Consider the following 21,469-nt stretch of genomic DNA (forward strand, 5'->3'; position numbering starts at 1 on the left):
AGATATGATATAATTAAAATTATGTTAGTTAATTTGATTGAGGAGGAAATATATTATGGCAAAAGGTGGATTCCCCAACTTCGGTGGCGGGGGAAATATGAATAATTTAATGAAACAAGCTCAAAAGTTCCAAAAACAGATGGCAGATATGCAATCAGAGCTTGAAGATAAGGAATTTAGTGCTACTGTTGGCGGTGGAGCAGTAACTGTAATAGTAAATGGCAAAAAACAGATAGTGAATATACAGATTAAACCGGAGGTTGTTGATCCCGAGGACGTGGAAATGCTTCAGGACCTGGTTTTAACTGCATGTAATGAGGCATTAAAAAATGCAGAAGATGAGACTGCTTCTGAAATGAAAAAATTAACTGGTGGACTTAATATTCCAGGAATGTTTTAAGATTACAAGCCCCATCTATTTAAGATGGGGTTTTAAATTGAGGTGATATTATGGATTTTTATCCTGTTTCTATCGAAAAATTAATAGAGGAATTTGCTAAATTACCGGGAATAGGCTATAAGACAGCACAGAGACTTACAATTTATGTATTAAATCTGCCTGAAAATGAGGTAAGGGAATTTGCGCAGGCCTTAATCAAGGCAAGAGGCACCATAAGATATTGTTCTGTTTGTGGAAATTTTACGGAGTCGGATCCCTGTGCTATATGTTCAAACCCCAATAGAGATAAAAGCACTATATGTGTAGTTGAAGAACCTAAGGATATAATGGCTATGGAAAGAATAAAAGAATATAATGGAGTCTATCATGTTCTACATGGTAATATATCCCCTATGGCAGGAAGAGGACCTGAGGATATAAAGCTGAAGGAACTTATAAGAAGAATAAATGGAGATGTAAAAGAAGTTATAGTTGCTACCAATCCTAATGTAGAGGGAGAAGCTACTGCCATGTATATATCTAAAATATTAAAACATCTTGGAGTAAAAGTAACTAGGATAGCCCATGGTATTCCTGTGGGTGGTAATTTAGAATATGCAGATGAAATTACCTTGTCAAAAGCATTGGAAGGCAGAATAGAAATATAACCATATTTAGCTGGTTGTGGGCTGTGTATATTACTCTTAATTTGTGTCAATTATTAAAATAATGTGTAAATTAGGAGGGTATATATTTTATGAATAAGTATAATATAGTTAAAAATTTGGTTATGAAGAATTACAAATATACATTACATCAGAAAAGACTGTTGGATGATATAGAAAAAGCCAGAGAAGAGTTGGAAAGATGCAGAATATATTTTGATTCTGTAAAAGATCCTCATTTGGTAGATTACGCAATATATATGGAGGAGGCAGCAAAATCAAAGTATATGTATCTTTTGAATGAAGTTAAGAAAGATGGATTAAAAGTAGATTATAAAAACGTATTTCCAAATTTTGATGAAAATAAAAAGCCATCTTAAAAAATAGAATTTTTAGGCTTATTCTTTGTATTAATATTTTTTTATTGTTAGAATATAAATTAAATAGTATTGATATATAATCTAGAAGTTAAATTATAGGAGGAATAAGCATGATGTTTGAATATATAGGATATTTTTTAATTGCTATAGTGGGATTATATGTATTGGTAAAGGTATTTTCATGGCCTTTAAAAATATTATTCAAACTTTTTATAAATGCTGTGCTGGGTGTTATCCTTTTAATTGTAGTAAATTTAATAGGAAAATACTTTGGATTTAGTATAGGTATTAATGCTGTCACTTCGCTTATTGCTGGTTTTTTTGGAATACCTGGAGTGATATTTCTTATAATATTTAAATTATTTCTTTAGCTTTGAAAAAGTTGAAGGATGTGAAAAATTGCAGCTATTGTATAAATTGGTTTTACCGGAGATGATGTATTGATATTTGATAAAAATATAGTAAAAGCTAAATTTATTAGCAGACCTAATAGATTTCAAGCTTATGCATATATAAATAATTCAAAAACAATGATTCATGTGCCTAATACGGGAAGATGTAAAGAAATACTTTTACCTGGTGCTACAGTAATTTTAAGAGAAGAAAATAACCCAACAAGGAAAACAAAATATGATTTAATAGCAGGCTATAAGGGAAATAGGTTAATTAATATAGACTCACAAATTCCCAATAAAGTTGTGGATGAAGCTCTAAAGCAGAAAAAAATAGATTATTTTAAAAGGTATATTAAAATAGAAAGAGAAAAGACATTTGGAAACAGTAGATTTGACTTTAAGTTAGGGGATAGGGAGGATAAGAGGTGTTACCTTGAAGTGAAAGGAGTTACTCTGGAGAAACACGGAATAACTATGTTTCCAGATGCCCCTACAGAAAGGGGAAGAAAACATTTACTAGAGTTAGTGAAGGTGAAAAAGCTAGGTCTGGATGCTGCAGTTTTATTTTTAATTCAAATGAGAGGTGTAAGATATTTTACACCTTATGATGAAATGGATGAAAAATTTGGAGAAGCTCTTAGATATGCAAAACAAAATAATGTAAAGATTTTTGCCTATGACTGTGATGTAGGCGAGTATTTTATAACTTTAAGAGATGAAGTGAGAGTACAATTATGAAGTAATTCCTAGATCCAACTGGAATTCGCCTATAAGGACTTTTTTACCATATGGATCCAGGTGCCATCGCTGCTTAGGTTCAGTTTTTAAGGGGCTATGGGTGATAACATTAATAGCCATGGTGTAAAAAATCTAGTACATGTTTTATTATATGTATTTTATAATGTATTTATAAGTTTTATAATATAGGTAAGGATGTTTATTAGCGGCGTCAAATGATTCTTAGGTTCAGATGAAGTTTGTCTGTAAAGAATGCTTTTCTTATCTGAACATTAGAAGAATTCATTCAGGATGTAGCAGTGCTTAGTTTATTATATCCACATTGAAAATTTGTGGGTGGCAGCAATGAATAGCCATGGTATAAAATTTATTTGGTGGAAGTTAAGGGGGTGTGACTGCTTTATTAGCAGTATATGTATGAAGTTTAAATATTGTCCTATATGTGGAGGAAAATTAGAGGAGAAGTATAGTTGGGATGAAGGAGGGGTACCATATTGTCCGAAAGATGATATAATGTATTTTGATACCCCTAGACCTTGTGTAATAGTTGCAGTAGTAAAGAAAGATCAGATATTATTATTAAAACAGAGTTATATATTTAAAAACTCTAAGGTGCTTTTATCAGGATATGTGACAAATGGTGAAACTGTGGAAGAAACTGTACATAGAGAAGTATTTGAAGAGTCAGGTCTTAAAGTAAGGGACTTAAAATACTTGGGAAGTGAATATGTCAGTAGTAATAAAAAGGAGATAATAATGCTTACATTCATGGCGAATTATGATGGAGGAGACATAAAAAAATCTTCTGAAGTAGAATGGGTAAATTGGAGCCATATAGATGATGCATTATGTGAAATGAGTGAAGATGAAGTTGGCAAAAGGATAGTTAGAAAGGTTTTAAAAGAGATAAATTATAGTGGGGAAAAGGCCTATAGATGTGATAATGATAGTTGTAGTAGAGATATTTAGACATAGAACTGAATTTCAAAAAGTGATTGCATTTAATTTAAAAGAGGAGGTAAAAAATGGCTAAGAACATACCGGAAATAAAGGGAATTCCCAAAAGACATATGATTAAAGTACCTGAAATTATTAGAGAAGCAAGTGGAATAAGGATATTTGGTAAAAGGTTGAAGTCTCTGTTGTTTACCACAGATGTAGCAGTTATAAAAAATACCAATGCAGATGCCATTATTGCAGTGTATCCATTTACACCGCAGCCTCTCATAACACAAGCAATTCTTTTATCTGCGGATATACCAGTATTCTGTGGAGTTGGTGGAAGGCTTACAACTGGAAGAAGAGTTGTAAATTTAGCTTTGGATGCTGAATTTAAAGGAGCTATGGGAGTTGTAGTAAATAGTACCATTCCAAATGAAGTTATACGACAGATAAGAGATACTATAGATATACCTATAATAGTAACAATAGTATCTGAGTATGAAAATATAAAAGATAGGGTAGAATCAGGAGCTACTATAATAAATGTATCTGGTTCTAAAGAAACTACTAATATAGTAAAAAAAGTTAGAGATGAATATCCTAGTTTCCCTATAATAGCTACAGGAGGGCCTATAGAATCCAGTATAAGGGATACTATACTAGCGGGGGCTAATGCAATAGCATTTACTCCACCTACACCAGCTGAAATTTTAAGTAAAATTATGTTTGAAAACAGAAAAAAATATGCTCAGGAAAAACAAGATTAAATATTCAATTGAAAAATTGAATTATAATTTTAGAGAGGAGTAACTGTTTCCATTTTTCATATGTTTAAGGGAAATGAAAATACTATTATTATGAAGGGTGTTTTGTATTATTTTAGTGGTACAGGAAATACTAAATGGGTAGCAGATAGATTTAAGGAAAATTTTGCACTGAATAATATAAATATAGATTTAGTAAACATAGAATCTGTAGAAGATAATAAATTAAAAGAATATGATTTTTTAATTATAGGCTCACCAGTTTATGCTGAATTCCCATCTAAAATTGTAACTGATTTTTTAAATAAATTTGACGATTCAAAAAAAAAGGTGAAGATAATAGTGTATTCCACACAGGCGGCTTCCTCATCTTCAGCTTCCTGTCTTATGGCAAAGCATCTCAGAAAAAAAGGATATCTGCCATTAATACAGATTAGCATAAAAATGCCGAATAATTATTATTTTTTTATAGGGAAGAAACCTGATAAGAATGAAATAACAGAGTTACTATTAAGAGCAAATAGAAAAGTGAAATATGCAGTAAAAAGTTTTATAAATGAAGAACCTGTTATAGAGACAGCTTCATTTATTAGGATTCAATTTAGTAAAGTGGTTTACAATATATTTAAAAGTAGAATACCTAAAGTATCTAAGAACATATCTTCTACAAAAGAATGTGGTAAATGTGGGTTATGTTTGAGAAATTGTCCTCAAGGGAATATAACATTTGAAGAGGGACATGCAATTTTTCATAGTAAATGCATTTTATGTTTAAGATGTATATATATATGTCCCATAAATGTGGTGAGATATAAGGGTAAAAAAATAGAGCAAACTCAAAGTGACATAATAAGAGTACTTGATTTAAATAGATAAAGTTTCATATTGTGTTGAAAGCCTCCAGCGATTTTTAATTTTGGAGGCTTTTTTAGAATTAAATTTTTAATTTTGGAAATACTAAAAATACAATATTTTTCAGGAGTGAGTTTTATGATTTCAATTCAAGATAAGATGATTGTTGCAGAAAATTGTAAAGAGTATGAATCTAAAAATTATACAGTTGGATTAAAGGCCAGTTATCTTTCAAATAGCTGCAGTAATTGTGTGAATTTTGTAAATGAGCAATGCAGTAAAAAGTTATTTGATGAAATTGAGGGAATAGTAAATATGAATTAAATTTAAGAATGGAAGGAGTAGTATTAATGTCAAGCAGTCAGGAAATGAAACATGTTGGTGGTTTATGTCCCGGGTACGAGCCAGATGATTTTGGATTTCAGTCCAGTACCGGAGAAGCTAATTATAAAAGCTGTACCAATTGTAGAAATTTACAAGATGGGAAATGTGTAAAGGATCTTTATGATAAGGTGTTGGCGGGTTCGGATCAATCTTAATTTAAAGAAAAATAGATTATTTCTACAACTAAATAGTTTTCAGATTATTTTGGTAAATGAAAAATAAGCTTCCTGCAGTCCTATAAAATAAATAATATAAATATTTGAAATAAGTATTGACATATCCAAAGTTAAATCATATAATAGTTAACAAATCCTAAATAAATTAATTTAATATTATCTTATGAAGAGAAGAGTAACATTAGTTAGGTAAAAGAGAATCAGTGGTTGGTGTGAACTGATACCGATGCTTTTGTGAATCCACCTCAGAGGATTATTATGATGAATAATACGGAAAAAAGCCGTTAGATCAAATGAGAGGATTATACTTTTGTATAATCAATTAAGGGTGGTAACGCGAGCCAATCGTCCCTGTAGGGATTGGATTGGCTCTTTTATTTTACAATTTTGTACAAAAACATTAATTTTAATTGCTATAGCTGTAGTTTAAAATTTAATATTACTCAATGAAAAGAATAGTAGCATAAGTTAAATAAAAGAGAATCAGTGGTTGGTGTGAACTGATATTGATACTTTTGTGAATCCATCTTGGAGAATTATTATGATGAATAATACGGAAAACCGTTAAATTAAATGAGAGGATTATACTTTTGTATAATTAATAAGGGTGGCAACGCGAGTCAATCGTCCCTAAGGGGATTGGATTGACTTTTATTTTATGACTATAACTTTAGCGATGTACAACTGTGAACTATTAAACATAAATTTATTGGAGGTAGAGATATGCATAAAAAATTATTTATTCCAGGTCCGGTGGAAGTGAAAAAAGATGTATTAGAAAAGATGGCAACGCCAATGATAGGACATAGAAGTAAAGATGCTTCAAAACTTCAAAGAGATATTAGCGATAAAATGAGGAAGGTGTTTCATACAAAAGAAGAAATTTTACTTTCAACATCTTCGGGAACAGGTCTTTTAGAGGGTGCAATAAGATGCAGTACGGCAAAAAGAGCAGCAATTTTTTCAATAGGTGCTTTTGGAAAAAGATGGCATCAGATTGCAGAATGCAATAATGTACCAGCAGATTTATTTGAAGAGGATTGGGGAAAAGCTGTAGATGTAGATAAAATTGATAAAGCTTTAGCTACAGGTAAATATGATTCGCTTTGTGTTACTCATAATGAAACTTCTACAGGGGTTATGAATCCAGTGGAGGATATAGCAGAAGTAATGAAAAAATATCCTGAAGTTGTATGGTGCTTGGATACAGTTAGTTCCATGGCAGGTGTCAAGATAGAAGTAGATAAACTTGGTGTAGATATATGTTTAACATCCAGCCAGAAAGCTTTAGGACTTCCTCCGGGAATGGCAATATGTTCTTTTTCACAGAAAGCAGTGGAAAGAGCTAAAAAAGTAAAGTTCAGGGGGTATTATTTAGATTTGCTTTCCCTTTATAATTATATACAAAAGAAAGATTATCAATATCCTTCAACACCATCCATTTCACATATGTTTGCTATGGATTATCAGCTGGATAGAATACTGGAAGAAGGGCTTGAAAATAGATATAAAAGGCATTTGGAGATGGCTGAGTATGTCAGAAATTGGGCTAGAGAATATTTTGAACTGTTTGCGGATGAAAGATATCTTTCCAATACTCTTACTAATATAAAAAATACCAGGAATATAAATGTGGGTCAATTAAACAAGGATTTGGGCGAGAGAGGATTTCAAATATCCAATGGTTACGGAAAATTAAAGGAAAAAGCTTTCAGAATAGCTCATATGGCTGACTTCAATATTTCTGATATAAAAGAACTTTTAGATACTATTAATTATATATTAAAATTATAATGGGGAGGATTTGATACTCATGAGAATATTAGTTAGTGATGGAGTGGAAAAAAATGCTTTCGATAAGCTTATAGAAAATGGATACGAGGTTTTAGATAAACATTTTGAAGATGAAGAATTAAAACAAAAAATAAAAGAATTTGATATTATAATAGTAAGATCTGCAACTAAAATTAGAAAGCCGCTTATAGATGCAGCTAAAGGTGGAAAGTTAAAACTTATAATAAGAGCTGGAGTAGGAGTAGACAATATAGATGTAGATTATGCAGCTCAAAATGGAATAATGGTTAAAAATACTCCTAATGCCAGCACTATTTCAGTTGCAGAGCTGACATTAGCCCATATGTTTGCAATATCAAGATATGTTAATATATCTAATGTAACCATGAGAAATGGAAAGTGGGAGAAAAAGAAATATAAGGGAGTAGAATTATATGGTAAGACATTAGGACTCATAGGTTTTGGAAGAATTGCAAAAGAAGTTGCAAAAAGAGCTTATGCCATGGGAATGAATATAATATATTATGATAAACTTGGTATGGCAAAAGGATATAACAATTATGAGTTTTGTGAGTTCCAGCCACTGTTGATGAAAGCAGATTATATATCACTTCATATTCCCTTTGACAAAAAGCAGGGTGCTGTAATAGGTGAAAAAGAACTTGATATGATGAGAGATGGAGTTTATATAATAAATTGTGCAAGAGGTGGTGTAATAGATGAAAAAGCATTGATTGCTGGATTGAATGAGGGAAAAGTAGCAGGGGTAGGAATAGATGTGTTTGAGAATGAACCTGAACCTTGCAGACAACTTGTAGATAATGACAGGGTTTCAGTAACGCCTCATATAGGAGGATCAACTGTTGAAGCTCAAAAAAGAATAGGAATGGAAATAGTGAATATAATTGATAGATATTGTTTAGATAAAAATTTAATCAATGTATAAGGAGGGATAAAATGGCAGTCCTAAAAGCTTTTAAGGCAATACGGCCTAGAAAAGATATGGCCAGTAAGGTGGCTGAACTTCCATATGATGTTATGAACAGTGAAGAAGCAAGGGAAATAGCTAAAGACAATGTTTATTCTTTCTTGCATGTGGATAAAGCTGAAATTGATTTGGATAAGAATATAAATCCGTATGATAAAAAAGTATATGAAAAAGCAAATGAGAACCTAAATAAAATGATTGCTAACGATATATTGGTACAAGACCAGGAAAACAATCTTTATATTTATAGATTAACAATGAATGGGAAAAGCCAAACAGGCATAGTTGGATGTACTTCCATAGATGATTATATTAAGAATAAAATAAAAAAGCATGAATATACAAGGAAAGACAAAGAGCAGGATCGAATAAATCATGTAGATATTTGTGATGCAAATACAGGACCAATTTTTTTAACTTATAGATATAATGATAAAATTAATAATATAATAAATATATGGACTGAGAAAGAACCTGTTTATGATTTTACTGCTGATGATGGAGTCAGGCATCAGGTATGGATTATAGACAGTGATGAAACAGTAAAGAACATTTGTGATTTGTTTAAAAATATAGACAGTCTCTATATAGCAGACGGACATCACAGGGCGGCTTCTGCTGTAAAAGTAGGTATTAAAAGAAGAAAAGAAAATCCAAATTATTCTGGACATGAGGAGTTTAATTTCTTTCTATCTGTACTTTTTCCACATTCGGATTTGAACATTATAGATTACAACAGGGTTGTTAAAGATCTCAATGGCCTTTCATCTGAGGAATATATAGTCAAGGTTTCAGAAAAATTTAATGTAGATGTATATGAAGGAGAGGGGGCGTATAAGCCATTTTATAAGGGTACCTACGGCATGTATTTAAACGGAAAATGGTATAAACTTGCTGCAAAGAAGGGAACGTACAATTGTGATGATCCTGTTGATAAATTAGATGTATCTATTCTCCAAAATAATTTATTAGCCCCTATTTTAGGAATAAATGATCCGCGTACAAATGAAAGGATTAGCTTTGTGGGTGGAATAAGAGGACTTGGCGAATTAGAGAAGAGAGTAAAAAAAGAAGATATGGGAGTTGCTTTTTCTATGTATCCTACTACTCTAGAAGAACTAATGAATATTGCAGATGCTGGAAAGGTAATGCCTCCCAAATCTACCTGGTTTGAACCAAAATTAAGAAGTGGGTTATTTATTCACAAATTAAAGTAAATAGTAATTTTAAGATTTTATTGCAATAGGATCCTCGTGATTTTCACGGGGATTTTGTGTTTTAGATGGAATATTTTATCCTTGATTTTATGATATAATATACTTGAAACTATACTTAAATTTAAGTCTTGGGATAATAAATTTAATATAACCGTATCCCATTGAAAAAGTTTGAATTTTAGGTGGTTTGTATTGTTATAATGTACAATTGGGAGCGATGGGAATGCTGAAGGAACAACTTGTATCCATTGATTTAGTTAAGGGCAGCAATAGTGAATATATAATAAGAGATAATTTAGGTATTACTATAGGAAGAATATTTATGATTGAACTTTCCACTATAAATAAATATGGTATGCTCAGGATAAAATTTTATAAATGGGGGGAGTGCAGCTATAAGTTACTTAAAAATACCATTGAAGGTTTTGTACAAATGCTTCTTAGAAAAGTTGATTTAAATAAAATAAATATAATAGCACATGAAGATATAAATATATCAGCATTCACTGATTTGGGTTTTGAACTTGAAGGTATAATATCAAGGAGTATAAAGGTTGATTCCCAATACAAAAATGAAATATTGTTTGGATTAGACTTTGACAAAATTAAAAATATAAATAGGGGATTACACATAAAAGGCAGAAACATAACACTTTCTATATTGACTCCGGAAAATGCAGTGGATACATTGAATTATTATATAAAAAACAAGATGCACTTAAGCAAATTTGAACCAGAGCGTGAGAAGAGTTTTTATACATTGGAAATGCAAAAAAGAAATCTGATGGAAAGTTACAAACAATTTTTATGTGGTAAAAATGCTAATTTTGGTATATATAAAAATAAGAAGTTTATAGGCAAGATACAAATTTCAAATATAGTAATAGGGGTATTTAAAAGTGCATTTATAGGATATTCTATAGATGAAGATGAGCAGGGTAAAGGCTACATGAAAGAAGCATTGAAGTTAGTTTTAGATTATGCTTTTAATGAACTAAATCTGCATAGAGTAGAAGCTTCTACTTTGGTAGATAATATGAGATCTCAAAGAGTGCTTAAAAGTTGTGGATTTAAAGAACTTGGAGTAAATGAAAAATACTTATTTATAAATGGAAGATGGAGAGATCATATAACTTTCTATAAAATTACTTCTATTTAAATAAACATATCCTTGCGTGTCCACATATGTAAGAGTTAGGAACTGACAGAATATATGAGAAAGTAAAAAATAAAGCTATAATTTGAAGATACATATATATTGTAGAAACTAAATCTGTGGTATAATAAATTTTGTTGTCTTCAAGAAGAAGTCAGCAGTACCAGCTCAAATCAACAAACTTTAAATCCTGAAAAAATAAGGTTAAAAACATGTTGACAAAGAGAAATACAGATGATATACTATAAAAGCTGTCTAAAGAGATGGCAGGTAATTGAAGATGATCCTTGAAAATTAAACAGAATAAAATATAAGGAAAACTTATATAAGAATAAACCAGCAATTCTTTTGAGCTGCAGCAGCAGCAAAGAAAGTAATTTCGTAATATTTTGTATGTTATGTTCAGTAGTAAAGCATCATTTATGATGTTATACATACTTAGCGTAATGTATCTAAAATTAATAATAACGAGCAGTTCCAGGAAAACCTTGAGCCAGGAGCGGAGTTTACTTAAGTAAATGAGCACCGCAGGGTCGGGTTTGACGAAGAAATGCGAAGTTAGTATTAATTTTCTAAAGAGGCAATAAGCCTGAAATTGGCAGTAACGAGTACAGCAAGGAAAAGGCTGAATGAGGAGCAGAGTTTACTTACGTAAATGAGCACCGGAATGAAGCATTTGACGCAGCTGGACGAAGTTAATGGCAATTTTAAACAGAGCCATATAAACTTTTAAATTAAGAGTTTGATCCTGGCTCAGGACGAACGCTGGCGGCGTGCTTAACACATGCAAGTCGAGCGATGAAGCTCCTTCGGGAGTGGATTAGCGGCGGACGGGTGAGTAACACGTGGGTAACCTGCCTCAAAGAGGGGGATAGCCTCCCGAAAGGGAGATTAATACCGCATAACAAGTATGATTCACATGGATGGTACTTTAAAGGAGCAATCCGCTTTGAGATGGACCCGCGGCGCATTAGCTAGTTGGTAGGGCAACGGCCTACCAAGGCAACGATGCGTAGCCGACCTGAGAGGGTGATCGGCCACATTGGAACTGAGAGACGGTCCAGACTCCTACGGGAGGCAGCAGTGGGGAATATTGCACAATGGGCGAAAGCCTGATGCAGCAACGCCGCGTGAGTGAAGAAGGTTTTCGGATTGTAAAGCTCTGTCATCTGGGACGATAATGACGGTACCAGATGAGGAAGCCACGGCTAACTACGTGCCAGCAGCCGCGGTAATACGTAGGTGGCAAGCGTTGTCCGGAATTACTGGGCGTAAAGGGTGCGCAGGCGGACATTTAAGTGAGATGTGAAATACCCGGGCTTAACCCGGGCAGTGCATTTCAAACTGGGTGTCTGGAGTGCAGGAGAGGAGAACGGAATTCCTAGTGTAGCGGTGAAATGCGTAGAGATTAGGAAGAACACCAGTGGCGAAGGCGGTTCTCTGGACTGTAACTGACGCTGAGGCACGAAAGCGTGGGTAGCAAACAGGATTAGATACCCTGGTAGTCCACGCCGTAAACGATGAGTACTAGGTGTAGGAGGTATCGACCCCTTCTGTGCCGCAGTAAACACAATAAGTACTCCGCCTGGGAAGTACGATCGCAAGATTAAAACTCAAAGGAATTGACGGGGGCCCGCACAAGCAGCGGAGCATGTGGTTTAATTCGAAGCAACGCGAAGAACCTTACCTGGACTTGACATCCCCTGAATATCTTAGAGATAAGAGAAGCCCTTCGGGGCAGGGAGACAGGTGGTGCATGGTTGTCGTCAGCTCGTGTCGTGAGATGTTAGGTTAAGTCCTGCAACGAGCGCAACCCCTGTTGTTAGTTGCTAACAGTAAGATGAGCACTCTAACAAGACTGCCGCGGTTAACGCGGAGGAAGGTGGGGATGACGTCAAATCATCATGCCCCTTATGTCCAGGGCAACACACGTGCTACAATGGGTAGGAACAACGAGACGCAAGACCGCAAGGTGGAGCAAACCTCAAAAACTACTCTCAGTTCGGATTGCAGGCTGAAACCCGCCTGCATGAAGCTGGAGTTGCTAGTAATCGCGAATCAGCATGTCGCGGTGAATACGTTCCCGGGCCTTGTACACACCGCCCGTCACACCATGAGAGCTGGCAACACCCGAAGTCCGTAGTCTAACGAAAGAGGACGCGGCCGAAGGTGGGGTTAGTGATTGGGGTGAAGTCGTAACAAGGTAGCCGTAGGAGAACCTGCGGCTGGATCACCTCCTTTCTAGGGAGTCGAAAGATGATTGTAATGATTGTCTTAAAAAAATTGGTAGTAATGAGCAGATCAAGGAAAGGCTTGAGCGAGGAGCAGAGCTTACTAGTGTAAGTGAGCACCACAGTGAAAGACTTGACGAAGAAATGCGAAGTTAATAGCGATTTTTAATGGTTTAATCTATGTAAGGTAATCCTGTTTATTCTGTTTAATTTTGAAGGATCATAAGTCAGTTGACAATTAAGAATTGACAGTTGAATTCTTTAATTCAATTGTGCAGTGCAAATTGTACACTGCGAATTGAAAAAAATTTGTCCTTTGAAAATTGCACAGTAAATAAGAAATAAAAATTGGTAGTAACGAGCAGAAATGTGAGGTTAATATCAATTTTAGAAACAAAGCTAAGGTTAGAAATAACCTTTGTAGTATATAAGTATAACTAGTTTATACTTATTTGTAAGTTATGACGCAGGTTATAACTGAGAACCAATGTAATTAAAATTAATAGCAGCGGACAAGACAAGGAAAAACCTGAGTGAGGAGCAGAGTTTACTAATGTAAATGAGCACCGGAGGGAAGGTTTTAACGCAGTATTGTGAAGCTGATAGTAATTTTTAAGAAAATTGATAGTAACGAGTACAGCAAGGAAAATACCGAAGGAGGAACGGAGTTTACTAGTGTAAATGAGTACCGGAGTGAGGTATTTGACGCAGCTGGACGAAGTTAATGGCAATTTTAAAACTAAAGGTCAAGCTACAAAGGGCGCATGGAGGATGCCTTGGCACCAGGAGCCTAAGAAGGACGCGATAAGCTGCGAAAAGCTCTGGGTAGGCGCAAATAGCCAGTGAACCAGAGATATCCAAATGGGGAAACCCACCCAGACAACGCTGGGTACTGCATGTTGAATAAATAGATATGCAGAGGCAGACCCGGGGAACTGAAACATCTAAGTACCCGGAGGAAGAGAAAGAAACATCGATTTTCCAAGTAGCGGCGAGCGAAAGGGAAAGAGCCCAAACCAGAAACTTGTTTCTGGGGTTGAGGTCAGGTCATAAAAGCAGGGAAGACTTAATTGAATACAACTGGAAAGTTGAGCCGCAGAAGGTAACAGCCCTGTAAGTGAAAAGGAAGAACTGCGAGACCTGAACCAGAGTACCACGAGACACGAGAAACCTTGTGGGAAGCAGGGAGGACCACCTCCCAAGGCTAAATACTACCTGGTGACCGATAGAGAAGAAGTACCGTGAGGGAAAGGTGAAAAGAACCCCGGGAGGGGAGTGAAATAGAATCTGAAACCGTGTGTCCACAAATAGTCGAAGTACGATAAAGTACGACGGCGTGCTTTTTGTAGAACGAGCCAGCGAGTTACGATATGCAGCAAGGTTAAGTACTTAAGGTATGGAGCCGGAGGGAAACCGAGTCTGAAGAGGGCGAGAAGTTGTATGTTGTAGACCCGAAACCGGGTGACCTATCCATGGCCAGGTTGAAGCGGAAGTAAAATTTCGTGGAGGACCGAACCACAATGGTGTTGAAAAACCATGGGATGAGCTGTGGATAGCGGAGAAATTCCAATCGAACCCGGAGATAGCTGGTTCTCCTCGAAATAGCTTTAGGGCTAGCGTTGAGAGTGAGTAATGGAGGTAGAGCACTGAATGGGGTAGGGGCTGACAACAGTTACTGAACCTTATCAAACTCCGAATGCCATAAACTTGAATCTCAGCAGTCAGACTGCGAATGATAAGATCCGTGGTCAAAAGGGAAAAAGCCCAGACCACCAGCTAAGGTCCCGAAGTGTAAGTTAAGTGGAAAAGGAAGTGTGATCTCTAAGACAACTAGGATGTTGGCTCAGAAGCAGCCACTCATTTAAAGAGTGCGTAATAGCTCACTAGTCAAGAGGTCATGCGCCGAAGATGTCCGGGGCTAAAACTTACCACCGAAGCTGTGGGCTTGAAAGAGCGGTAGAGGAGCATGCTGTCCAGGGAGAAGCCGTACCGGAAGGAGCGGTGGACAGGACAGGAGAGAGAATGCTGGCATAAGTAGCGAGAAATAAGTGAGAATCTTATTGGTCGAAAACCTAAGGTTTCCTGAGGAAGGTTCGTCCACTCAGGGTAAGTCGGGACCTAAGCCGAGGCCGAAAGGCGTAGGTGATGGACAATCGGTTGAAATTCCGATACCGCATATAGATGAAAAAGACCAGAAGGGATGACGCAGGAGGATAGGATGTGCATACTGTTGGAGGTATGTCTAAGCAGTGAGTGAGAATACAGAGGGAAAACCATGTATTCAATTGCGAGCTGTTATGGGGAATCCGAAAGGAGAAGTATCTGATATCACACTGCCAAGAAAAGTCTCTATGGAATTTATGTGTGCCCGTACCGCAAACCGACACAGGTAGGTGAGGAGAGAATCCTAAGACCATCGGAAGAATTGTTGTTAAGGAACTCGGCAAATTGACTCCGTAACTTAGGGAGAAGGAGTGCCTCGAAAGAGGCCGCAGAGAAAAGGCTCAAGCAACTGTTTATCAAAAACACAGGTTTCTGCTAAAGCGAAAGCTGAAGTATAGGAGCTGACGCCTGCCCGGTGCTGGAAGGTTAAGGGGAATACTAAGCAGCAATGCGAAGGTAAGAACTTAAGCCCCAGTAAACGGCGGCCGTAACTATAACGGTCCTAAGGTAGCGAAATTCCTTGTCGGGTAAGTTCCGACCCGCACGAATGGCGTAATGATTTGAGCACTGTCTCGACAACAAATCCGGCGAAATTGAAATGCAAGTGAAGATGCTTGCTACCCGCGATTGGACGGAAAGACCCCGTAGAGCTTTACTGTAGCTTATCACTGAATTTCGGTATTGTCTGTACAGGATAGGTGGGAGACATGGAAGGAGTGGCGTCAGCCATTTTGGAGTCGATGTTGGGATACCACCCTGACAGTACTGGAATTCTAACCGGGTGCCATGAAACTGGCAACGGGACAATGTTAGGTGGGCAGTTTGACTGGGGCGGTCGCCTCCAAAAGAGTAACGGAGGCGTACAAAGGTTTCCTCAGAAGGGTTGGAAATTCTTCGGAGAGTGCAAAGGCATAAGGGAGCCTGACTGCGACACATACAGGTGGAGCAGGGACGAAAGTCGGTCTTAGTGATCCGGTGGTACCTCGTGGGAGGGCCATCGCTCAACGGATAAAAGCTACCTCGGGGATAACAGGCTGATCTCCCCCAAGAGTTCACATCGACGGGGAGGTTTGGCACCTCGATGTCGGCTCGTCGCATCCTGGGGCTGAAGTAGGTCCCAAGGGTTGGGCTGTTCGCCCATTAAAGCGGCACGCGAGCTGGGTTCAGAACGTCGTGAGACAGTTCGGTCCCTATCCGTCGCGGGCGCAGGAAATTTGAGAGGAGCTGTCCTTAGTACGAGAGGACCGGGATGGACTGACCTCTGGTGAACCAGTTGTTCCGCCAGGAGCACAGCTGGGTAGCTAAGTCGGGAAGGGATAAACACTGAAAGCATCTAAGTGTGAAGCCCCCCTCAAGACAAGATTTCCCACAGCGAAAGCTGGTAAGACCCCTTGAAGAACACAAGGTGATAGGTCAGAGGTGTAAGCGTGGCAACATGTTAAGCTGACTGATACTAATAGGTCGAGGGCTTGACCAAAAACAATATGGATAAATATTTACTGTGCAATTTTCAGAGGATATAGGTTAATTCTTATGAAATAGTATGCAAAAATAATGATAAAATTTCATAAAATATTAGCACTTAAATGGAAAGTGTAGTATAATATGAATTATAGTACTGTGAAGAGAAAAGTAAGTTAACTGTATCATTAAAGAGAGTCCTGGATGATGTGAATGGATATGAGAGGTTTTCTGAATTTGCACTTGGAGTTTAGAAGTTGATATTGTAGGCTTCTACGTTACCATACGTTATAATGGTAGAGTATTATCAATTAATTTGAAGTACTTTATAAGGTATGAGCCGTGAGGTTTATATGAAGTTGGGTGGATATCACGAAGGCTTTCGTCCCTTTTTAAGGGAGAAGGCCTTTTTTTATTGTAAAAAAGGAGTCTTGCTATTATGTCACAAAAAGAATTTGAGAAGAAATTGAAACAAATATTTGAATACTTTCATCAGACACCAGAATTATCTTATGAAGAATATAATACCACAGATAAATTGGCTGAGCTTCTTAAAGCAGCCAATATAGATATACTTGATTTACCACTAAAAACAGGTATTGTAGCTGAAATTAAAGGAAAAAAAGAGGGGCCTATAGTTGCAATAAGAACGGATATAGATGCTTTACCTGTTACTGAAGAAACAAATTTGTCATATAAATCTAAAAATCAGGGTAAGATGCATGCCTGTGGTCACGACTTTCATATGACAACTATACTTGGAGCTGCATATCTATTAAAAAGAGATGAAAAGAATCTTCAGGGAACTGTTAAAATTCTATTTCAGCCTGCTGAAGAATCTAGCCATGGTGCGGAGGAAATTATTAAAACTAAGGCTCTGGAAAACGTTCAGGCAATATTTGGCTTACACACCGCTCCGGATTTGGATGTAGGGACACTTGGAACAAATGTAGGTGCCCTGACAGCTGCTGTTGATAGATTTGAGGTTGAAGTTACAGGTGCAGGCACACATGCAGCACATCCTGATTTAGGTATAGATCCTATAGTTGTTATTTCAAATATAGTAATGGCATTACAGACAATTGTAAGTAGAAATATTCATCCTTTTGATCCTGCAATAGTGAGCGTAACTCACATAGAAAGCGGACATACATGGAATGTAATACCTGAGAAGGCTTATATTGAGGGTACAGTGAGAACACTTAATGAAGAAGATAGGAGTTTGATACCAAGGAATATAAAAACACTTGCACAAAATATTGCCAAGTCTTATGGTGCCAGGGCTGACTTCAGATGGTATGAAGGACCTCCGGCAACTAATAACGATAAAGCGTGGACAGAAGTGGCAATTAGGGTTGCCAAGGATACTGGTTATAAAGTGAAAATTATACCTCCTAAACTTGGGGGAGAAGATTTTGCCTATTATCAGAAAAAGTTGCCGGGTGCTTTTGTAGATATAGGGGTAGGGATAGGAGAGTCTCTTCATAGTCCCAAATTTAGAGCAGATGAGTCCGCCCTCCTAAAAAGCTCAGAATATTTTAGGAACCTTGCGGAGCAAGCACTGATTGTAATAAAAAAAGGTTAAGTACCTTATCTCATGGATGCTATTGCTAGCACTGGTTTTTTAAAATGAAAAATAAGTAGTAAGGAGGATTCCTTAAGTGATTGATTTAAAAGATGTATACAAAACATTTGATCAAAATGGGACAAAAATTCAAGCCCTGAAAGGGATAAATATAAATGTGGACAAAGGAGATATATATGGAGTTATAGGATTTAGTGGAGCAGGAAAAAGTACACTTTTAAGAATGGTTAATTTTCTTGAAAGGCCCACTTCTGGAACTGTAATAGTTAATGGAAAGGATATTGGAAAACTCAATAAAAAGCAGCTTATAAATATTAGAAAGCAAATAGGCATGATATTTCAACACTTCAATCTTTTGAATTCTAAGACTGTATTTGATAATGTGGCGATTCCATTAGTGCTTGATCATACACCTAAAAATAAAATATTAAAAAGGGTAGAAGAGCTTCTTAACTTTGTAGGACTGGAAAACAAATCAAAAAGTTATCCTGATGAACTATCAGGTGGACAAAAGCAGAGAGTGGGTATTGCAAGAGCACTTGCAACAAATCCTCATATACTTTTATGTGATGAAGCTACATCGGCTTTGGATCCACAAACAACTGAATCAATACTTGAACTTTTAAAAAAGATAAATCGAGAATATGATATTACAATTTTATTAATAACTCATCAGATGAATGTAATACAAAAAATTTGCAATAAAGTGGCTGTAATGGAAAAAGGTAAGATAATTGAAAAGGGAAGTGTAATAGATGTATTTGGAAATCCAAGGGAAAAAGTTACAAAAGATTTTGTTTATAGTGTAACTAATGATGATATTCCCATAAGCATATTAAAGCTTATTGAGAATAATAAGCAAGATGTAAAAAGCAGAAGACTTTTAAGACTGAAATTTATAGGGAATTCTGCATTGATACCAATGATATCCATAATAACAAAAAAATTTGATATTGAAATAAATATCCTAAATGCAAGTGTAACAGAGCTTCAGGATACACCTATGGTAAATATGATAATAGAATTTGAAAGTGATTGTGATTTAGTTAAAAAAATCAGTGATTATATTAAAAAACAGAATATTTTTGTAGAGGAGGTGGTATAAATGCAGACCATAGATATGTCTCAGATTTACACAGCAATACTGCAGACCTTATATATGATTTTCATACCTCTGTTGATAGGGTCTGTCTTAGGAACCGTTTTAGGAATATTAATGGTGACAACAAGGCCTGGAGGAATATTAGAGAACAAATATCTCTACAATATTTTGAATCCTATTGTAAATATATTTCGTTCTCTGCCTTTTATAATTTTGATGGTTGCAATAGTACCTTTTACTAAACTTATAGTTGGATCATCTATAGGCACAAGTGCTGCATTGGTACCTCTTACCGTTTTTATTATTCCGTATATTTCCAGGCTTGTAGAAAACTCACTTCTAGAAGTGGATAGTGGAACTATAGAAGCTGCAGAAGCAATGGGAGCAACATCTTTTCAGATAATATGGTATTTTTTACTTCCAGAGGCTATGGGTTCACTTGTTCTGTCACTTACTACTGCAACAATAGGGCTTGTAGGAGCTACTGCAATGGCAGGAACTATAGGTGGGGGAGGAATAGGAGATGTAGCGATATCCTATGGATATGAGAGATTTGATACTGAAGTAATGATTATTACAGTAATCCTGCTTATAGTATTTGTTCAACTTATACAAACAATAGGCAATACGCTTTCTAGAAAAGTTAGAAGACATTAAAAAATTTTAAGGGGGAAAATATAATGATGAAAAAAATACTAAAACCTACTATAGCATTACTGATTGTATTTATATCGGCAGTAGGCTTGGCGGGATGCGGATCAAAGAATGGTGCGGATTCCAGTACAAAGAAAGAGATAAAACTAGGGGTTTCTCCAGGGCCTTACAATGATCTTTTTAATGCAGGTGTAAAACCGATTCTTGAAAAAGAAGGTTATAAAGTCACACTAGTGAATTTCTCGGATCTTCTTCAATCAGAAGTGGCATTGACAGAAGGAAGTCTGGATTTTAATGTTGCACAGCACAATGCTTATGTTAAGGCATATAACAAGGAAAAGAAGGCAGACCTTGTGTCCATAGTAAAAATTCCCACAGTAAGGGCAGGAATTTTTTCTAATAAACATGCATCAATAAATGAGGTCAAACAAGGAGATACAATATTTATTCCTAAAGATCCATCAAATGCGGCAAGAGCTTATTCACTACTTGAAAAAGCTGGATGGATTAAGATAAAAGAGGGGGTAGTAAAAACTCTTGCAACTCAAAAGGATATAGCAGAAAATAAATATAATCTTAAAATAGTTGAAATGGATTCTTCACAAATACCACGTTCTCTTAATGAAGCAGATTATGCAGTGCTTCCAGGAGCTATTGTGTATATGGCAAAGATAGATGCAACTAAGGCACTTCTCTCTGAGACGCTTGTAGATGATCTTTATATAACTGTTGCAGTAGATGGCAAGAATAAAAATGCAAAATGGGCACAGGATATAGTAAAAGCTTATAAATCACAGGAATTTAAAAACTATTTAAAGGCAAATAATTCTAAAGGATATTGGGTCTTGCCAGGTGATCTCAAATAAATATAAAGTTTCCTAGTATTATATTATACCAATTAGAAAAGAAGGTTTATAAAACTTCTTTTCTAATTGGCTATTCCAATAAGAAAAAATTATTTTAAAAAGGTATTGACAATCAATCAAAAACACAGTATAATATTAAACTGTAGTGCAAATGAAAAAATATCTGGTGGTAATAACGTGAAGGCAACACCCCTTACCATTTCGAACAGGAAGGTTAAGCTTCACAGTGCCCATGGTACTGCAGGGGAGGCCCTGTGGAAGAGCAGGTCATCGCCAGGTAATATATGGATCTTTAGCTCAGTTGGTTAGAGCAACCGGCTCATAACCGGTTGGTCCGGGGTTCGAGTCCCTGAAGGTCCACCATACGGGGGTATAGCTCAGCTGGGAGAGCATCTGCCTTGCACGCAGAGGGTCAAGAGTTCGAATCTCTTTATCTCCACCAAATGAGTAACAATTTGTTACTCGTTTTTTATAGAAATTTATGTTTTGTGTGAATTATTCCGTGGTAGCTCAATGGTTGAGCATTCGGCTGTTAACCGAAGGGTTGGAGGTTCGAGCCCTCTCCACGGAGCCATTT

General features: G+C 36.2%; 18 protein-coding genes, 3 tRNA genes, 3 rRNA genes and 2 other annotated features. All 24 genes read left to right on the plus strand.

Going from position 1 to position 21,469, the window contains the following annotated elements:
• Positions 1-55 precede the first annotated feature (55 nt).
• The 24 genes from ACYUJ6_RS00390 to ACYUJ6_RS00505 all read left to right on the plus strand — a co-directional run bounded on the left by ACYUJ6_RS00390 (position 56) and on the right by ACYUJ6_RS00505 (position 21,466).
• Complete coding sequence (locus ACYUJ6_RS00390; protein WP_461843950.1) at positions 56-400, plus strand: YbaB/EbfC family nucleoid-associated protein; 345 nt, start codon at positions 56-58, stop codon at positions 398-400.
• 50 nt (positions 401-450) lie between these two features.
• The gene (gene recR / locus ACYUJ6_RS00395) at positions 451-1,047 is read left to right on the plus strand and encodes a recombination mediator RecR (RefSeq protein WP_461843951.1); all 597 of its coding nucleotides are present in this window, start codon (positions 451-453) and stop codon (positions 1,045-1,047) included.
• An 89-nt stretch (positions 1,048-1,136) separates the two neighbouring features.
• A complete protein-coding gene (locus ACYUJ6_RS00400; RefSeq protein ID WP_461843952.1) occupies positions 1,137-1,424 on the plus strand; it encodes a DUF2508 family protein in 288 nt (95 codons plus the stop codon).
• Between the two features lie 110 nt (positions 1,425-1,534).
• Positions 1,535-1,795: a pro-sigmaK processing inhibitor BofA family protein gene (locus ACYUJ6_RS00405; protein WP_461843953.1), complete on the plus strand. Its 261-nt coding sequence runs from the start codon at positions 1,535-1,537 to the stop codon at positions 1,793-1,795.
• Positions 1,796-1,864: 69 nt separating this feature from the next.
• Positions 1,865-2,557, plus strand: a complete 693-nt coding sequence (gene sfsA, locus ACYUJ6_RS00410; RefSeq protein WP_461843954.1) for a DNA/RNA nuclease SfsA — start codon at positions 1,865-1,867, stop codon at positions 2,555-2,557.
• Between the two features lie 417 nt (positions 2,558-2,974).
• Positions 2,975-3,526, plus strand: coding sequence for an NAD(+) diphosphatase (locus tag ACYUJ6_RS00415; protein ID WP_461843955.1), 552 nt, complete (start codon positions 2,975-2,977; stop codon positions 3,524-3,526).
• 56 nt (positions 3,527-3,582) lie between these two features.
• Positions 3,583-4,266, plus strand: coding sequence for a beta/alpha barrel domain-containing protein (locus ACYUJ6_RS00420; protein ID WP_461843956.1), 684 nt, complete (start codon positions 3,583-3,585; stop codon positions 4,264-4,266).
• 102 nt (positions 4,267-4,368) lie between these two features.
• A complete protein-coding gene (locus ACYUJ6_RS00425) occupies positions 4,369-5,139 on the plus strand; it encodes an EFR1 family ferrodoxin (RefSeq protein WP_461843957.1) in 771 nt (256 codons plus the stop codon).
• A 114-nt stretch (positions 5,140-5,253) separates the two neighbouring features.
• Entirely contained in the window at positions 5,254-5,439 is a 186-nt protein-coding gene (locus tag ACYUJ6_RS00430; RefSeq protein ID WP_461843958.1) for a hypothetical protein, read from the plus strand.
• 26 nt (positions 5,440-5,465) lie between these two features.
• Complete coding sequence (locus ACYUJ6_RS00435) at positions 5,466-5,654, plus strand: hypothetical protein (protein ID WP_461843959.1); 189 nt, start codon at positions 5,466-5,468, stop codon at positions 5,652-5,654.
• 175 nt (positions 5,655-5,829) lie between these two features.
• Positions 5,830-6,031: a binding site (T-box leader), on the plus strand.
• Between the two features lie 81 nt (positions 6,032-6,112).
• Positions 6,113-6,310 (plus strand) — a binding site (T-box leader).
• 88 nt (positions 6,311-6,398) lie between these two features.
• Positions 6,399-7,469, plus strand: coding sequence for a pyridoxal-phosphate-dependent aminotransferase family protein (locus ACYUJ6_RS00440; RefSeq protein ID WP_461843960.1), 1,071 nt, complete (start codon positions 6,399-6,401; stop codon positions 7,467-7,469).
• Positions 7,470-7,488: 19 nt separating this feature from the next.
• The gene (locus ACYUJ6_RS00445; protein WP_461843961.1) at positions 7,489-8,415 is read left to right on the plus strand and encodes a D-2-hydroxyacid dehydrogenase; all 927 of its coding nucleotides are present in this window, start codon (positions 7,489-7,491) and stop codon (positions 8,413-8,415) included.
• Between the two features lie 11 nt (positions 8,416-8,426).
• Positions 8,427-9,674: a DUF1015 domain-containing protein gene (locus ACYUJ6_RS00450; protein WP_461843962.1), complete on the plus strand. Its 1,248-nt coding sequence runs from the start codon at positions 8,427-8,429 to the stop codon at positions 9,672-9,674.
• A gap of 223 nt (positions 9,675-9,897) precedes the next feature.
• A complete protein-coding gene (locus tag ACYUJ6_RS00455; RefSeq protein ID WP_461843963.1) occupies positions 9,898-10,833 on the plus strand; it encodes a GNAT family N-acetyltransferase in 936 nt (311 codons plus the stop codon).
• Positions 10,834-11,560: 727 nt separating this feature from the next.
• A 16S ribosomal RNA gene (locus ACYUJ6_RS00460) occupies positions 11,561-13,071 on the plus strand.
• Positions 13,072-13,805: 734 nt separating this feature from the next.
• A 23S ribosomal RNA gene (locus ACYUJ6_RS00465) occupies positions 13,806-16,701 on the plus strand.
• The 16S and 23S rRNA genes sit together here, the layout of an rRNA operon.
• Positions 16,702-17,124: 423 nt before the next feature.
• The gene (locus tag ACYUJ6_RS00470) at positions 17,125-18,270 is read left to right on the plus strand and encodes an amidohydrolase (RefSeq protein ID WP_461843964.1); all 1,146 of its coding nucleotides are present in this window, start codon (positions 17,125-17,127) and stop codon (positions 18,268-18,270) included.
• Between the two features lie 76 nt (positions 18,271-18,346).
• On the plus strand, positions 18,347-19,375 hold the full coding sequence (locus ACYUJ6_RS00475; RefSeq protein WP_461843965.1) for a methionine ABC transporter ATP-binding protein: 1,029 nt from the start codon (positions 18,347-18,349) through the stop codon (positions 19,373-19,375).
• Positions 19,376-20,029: a methionine ABC transporter permease gene (locus ACYUJ6_RS00480; RefSeq protein WP_461843966.1), complete on the plus strand. Its 654-nt coding sequence runs from the start codon at positions 19,376-19,378 to the stop codon at positions 20,027-20,029.
• Positions 20,030-20,052: 23 nt separating this feature from the next.
• Entirely contained in the window at positions 20,053-20,892 is an 840-nt protein-coding gene (locus ACYUJ6_RS00485; RefSeq protein WP_461843967.1) for a MetQ/NlpA family ABC transporter substrate-binding protein, read from the plus strand.
• Positions 20,893-21,054: 162 nt separating this feature from the next.
• Positions 21,055-21,171 (plus strand): 5S ribosomal RNA (rrf, locus tag ACYUJ6_RS00490).
• Positions 21,172-21,178: 7 nt separating this feature from the next.
• Positions 21,179-21,255 (plus strand) — tRNA-Ile (locus ACYUJ6_RS00495).
• Between the two features lie 3 nt (positions 21,256-21,258).
• Positions 21,259-21,334 (plus strand) — tRNA-Ala (locus ACYUJ6_RS00500).
• 57 nt (positions 21,335-21,391) lie between these two features.
• Positions 21,392-21,466: transfer RNA gene (locus ACYUJ6_RS00505), tRNA-Asn, on the plus strand.
• Positions 21,467-21,469 lie beyond the last annotated feature (3 nt).

Source organism: Clostridium sp. JNZ X4-2, assembly GCF_054889485.1.

Bases quoted from the DNA above. Each gene is read 5' to 3' on its own strand.
- ACYUJ6_RS00405 (WP_461843953.1), top strand. From the start codon at position 1,535: ATGATGTTTGAATATATAGGATATTTTTTAATTGCTATAGTGGGATTA.
- ACYUJ6_RS00455 (WP_461843963.1), top strand. From the start codon at position 9,898: ATGCTGAAGGAACAACTTGTATCCATTGATTTAGTTAAGGGCAGCAAT.
- ACYUJ6_RS00430 (WP_461843958.1), top strand. From the start codon at position 5,254: ATGATTTCAATTCAAGATAAGATGATTGTTGCAGAAAATTGTAAAGAG.
- ACYUJ6_RS00470 (WP_461843964.1), top strand. From the start codon at position 17,125: ATGTCACAAAAAGAATTTGAGAAGAAATTGAAACAAATATTTGAATAC.
- ACYUJ6_RS00450 (WP_461843962.1), top strand. From the start codon at position 8,427: ATGGCAGTCCTAAAAGCTTTTAAGGCAATACGGCCTAGAAAAGATATG.
- ACYUJ6_RS00400 (WP_461843952.1), top strand. From the start codon at position 1,137: ATGAATAAGTATAATATAGTTAAAAATTTGGTTATGAAGAATTACAAA.
- ACYUJ6_RS00420 (WP_461843956.1), top strand. From the start codon at position 3,583: ATGGCTAAGAACATACCGGAAATAAAGGGAATTCCCAAAAGACATATG.
- ACYUJ6_RS00440 (WP_461843960.1), top strand. From the start codon at position 6,399: ATGCATAAAAAATTATTTATTCCAGGTCCGGTGGAAGTGAAAAAAGAT.
- ACYUJ6_RS00390 (WP_461843950.1), top strand. From the start codon at position 56: ATGGCAAAAGGTGGATTCCCCAACTTCGGTGGCGGGGGAAATATGAAT.
- ACYUJ6_RS00485 (WP_461843967.1), top strand. From the start codon at position 20,053: ATGATGAAAAAAATACTAAAACCTACTATAGCATTACTGATTGTATTT.
- ACYUJ6_RS00415 (WP_461843955.1), top strand. From the start codon at position 2,975: ATGAAGTTTAAATATTGTCCTATATGTGGAGGAAAATTAGAGGAGAAG.
- ACYUJ6_RS00435 (WP_461843959.1), top strand. From the start codon at position 5,466: ATGTCAAGCAGTCAGGAAATGAAACATGTTGGTGGTTTATGTCCCGGG.
- ACYUJ6_RS00445 (WP_461843961.1), top strand. From the start codon at position 7,489: ATGAGAATATTAGTTAGTGATGGAGTGGAAAAAAATGCTTTCGATAAG.
- recR (WP_461843951.1), top strand. From the start codon at position 451: ATGGATTTTTATCCTGTTTCTATCGAAAAATTAATAGAGGAATTTGCT.
- ACYUJ6_RS00480 (WP_461843966.1), top strand. From the start codon at position 19,376: ATGCAGACCATAGATATGTCTCAGATTTACACAGCAATACTGCAGACC.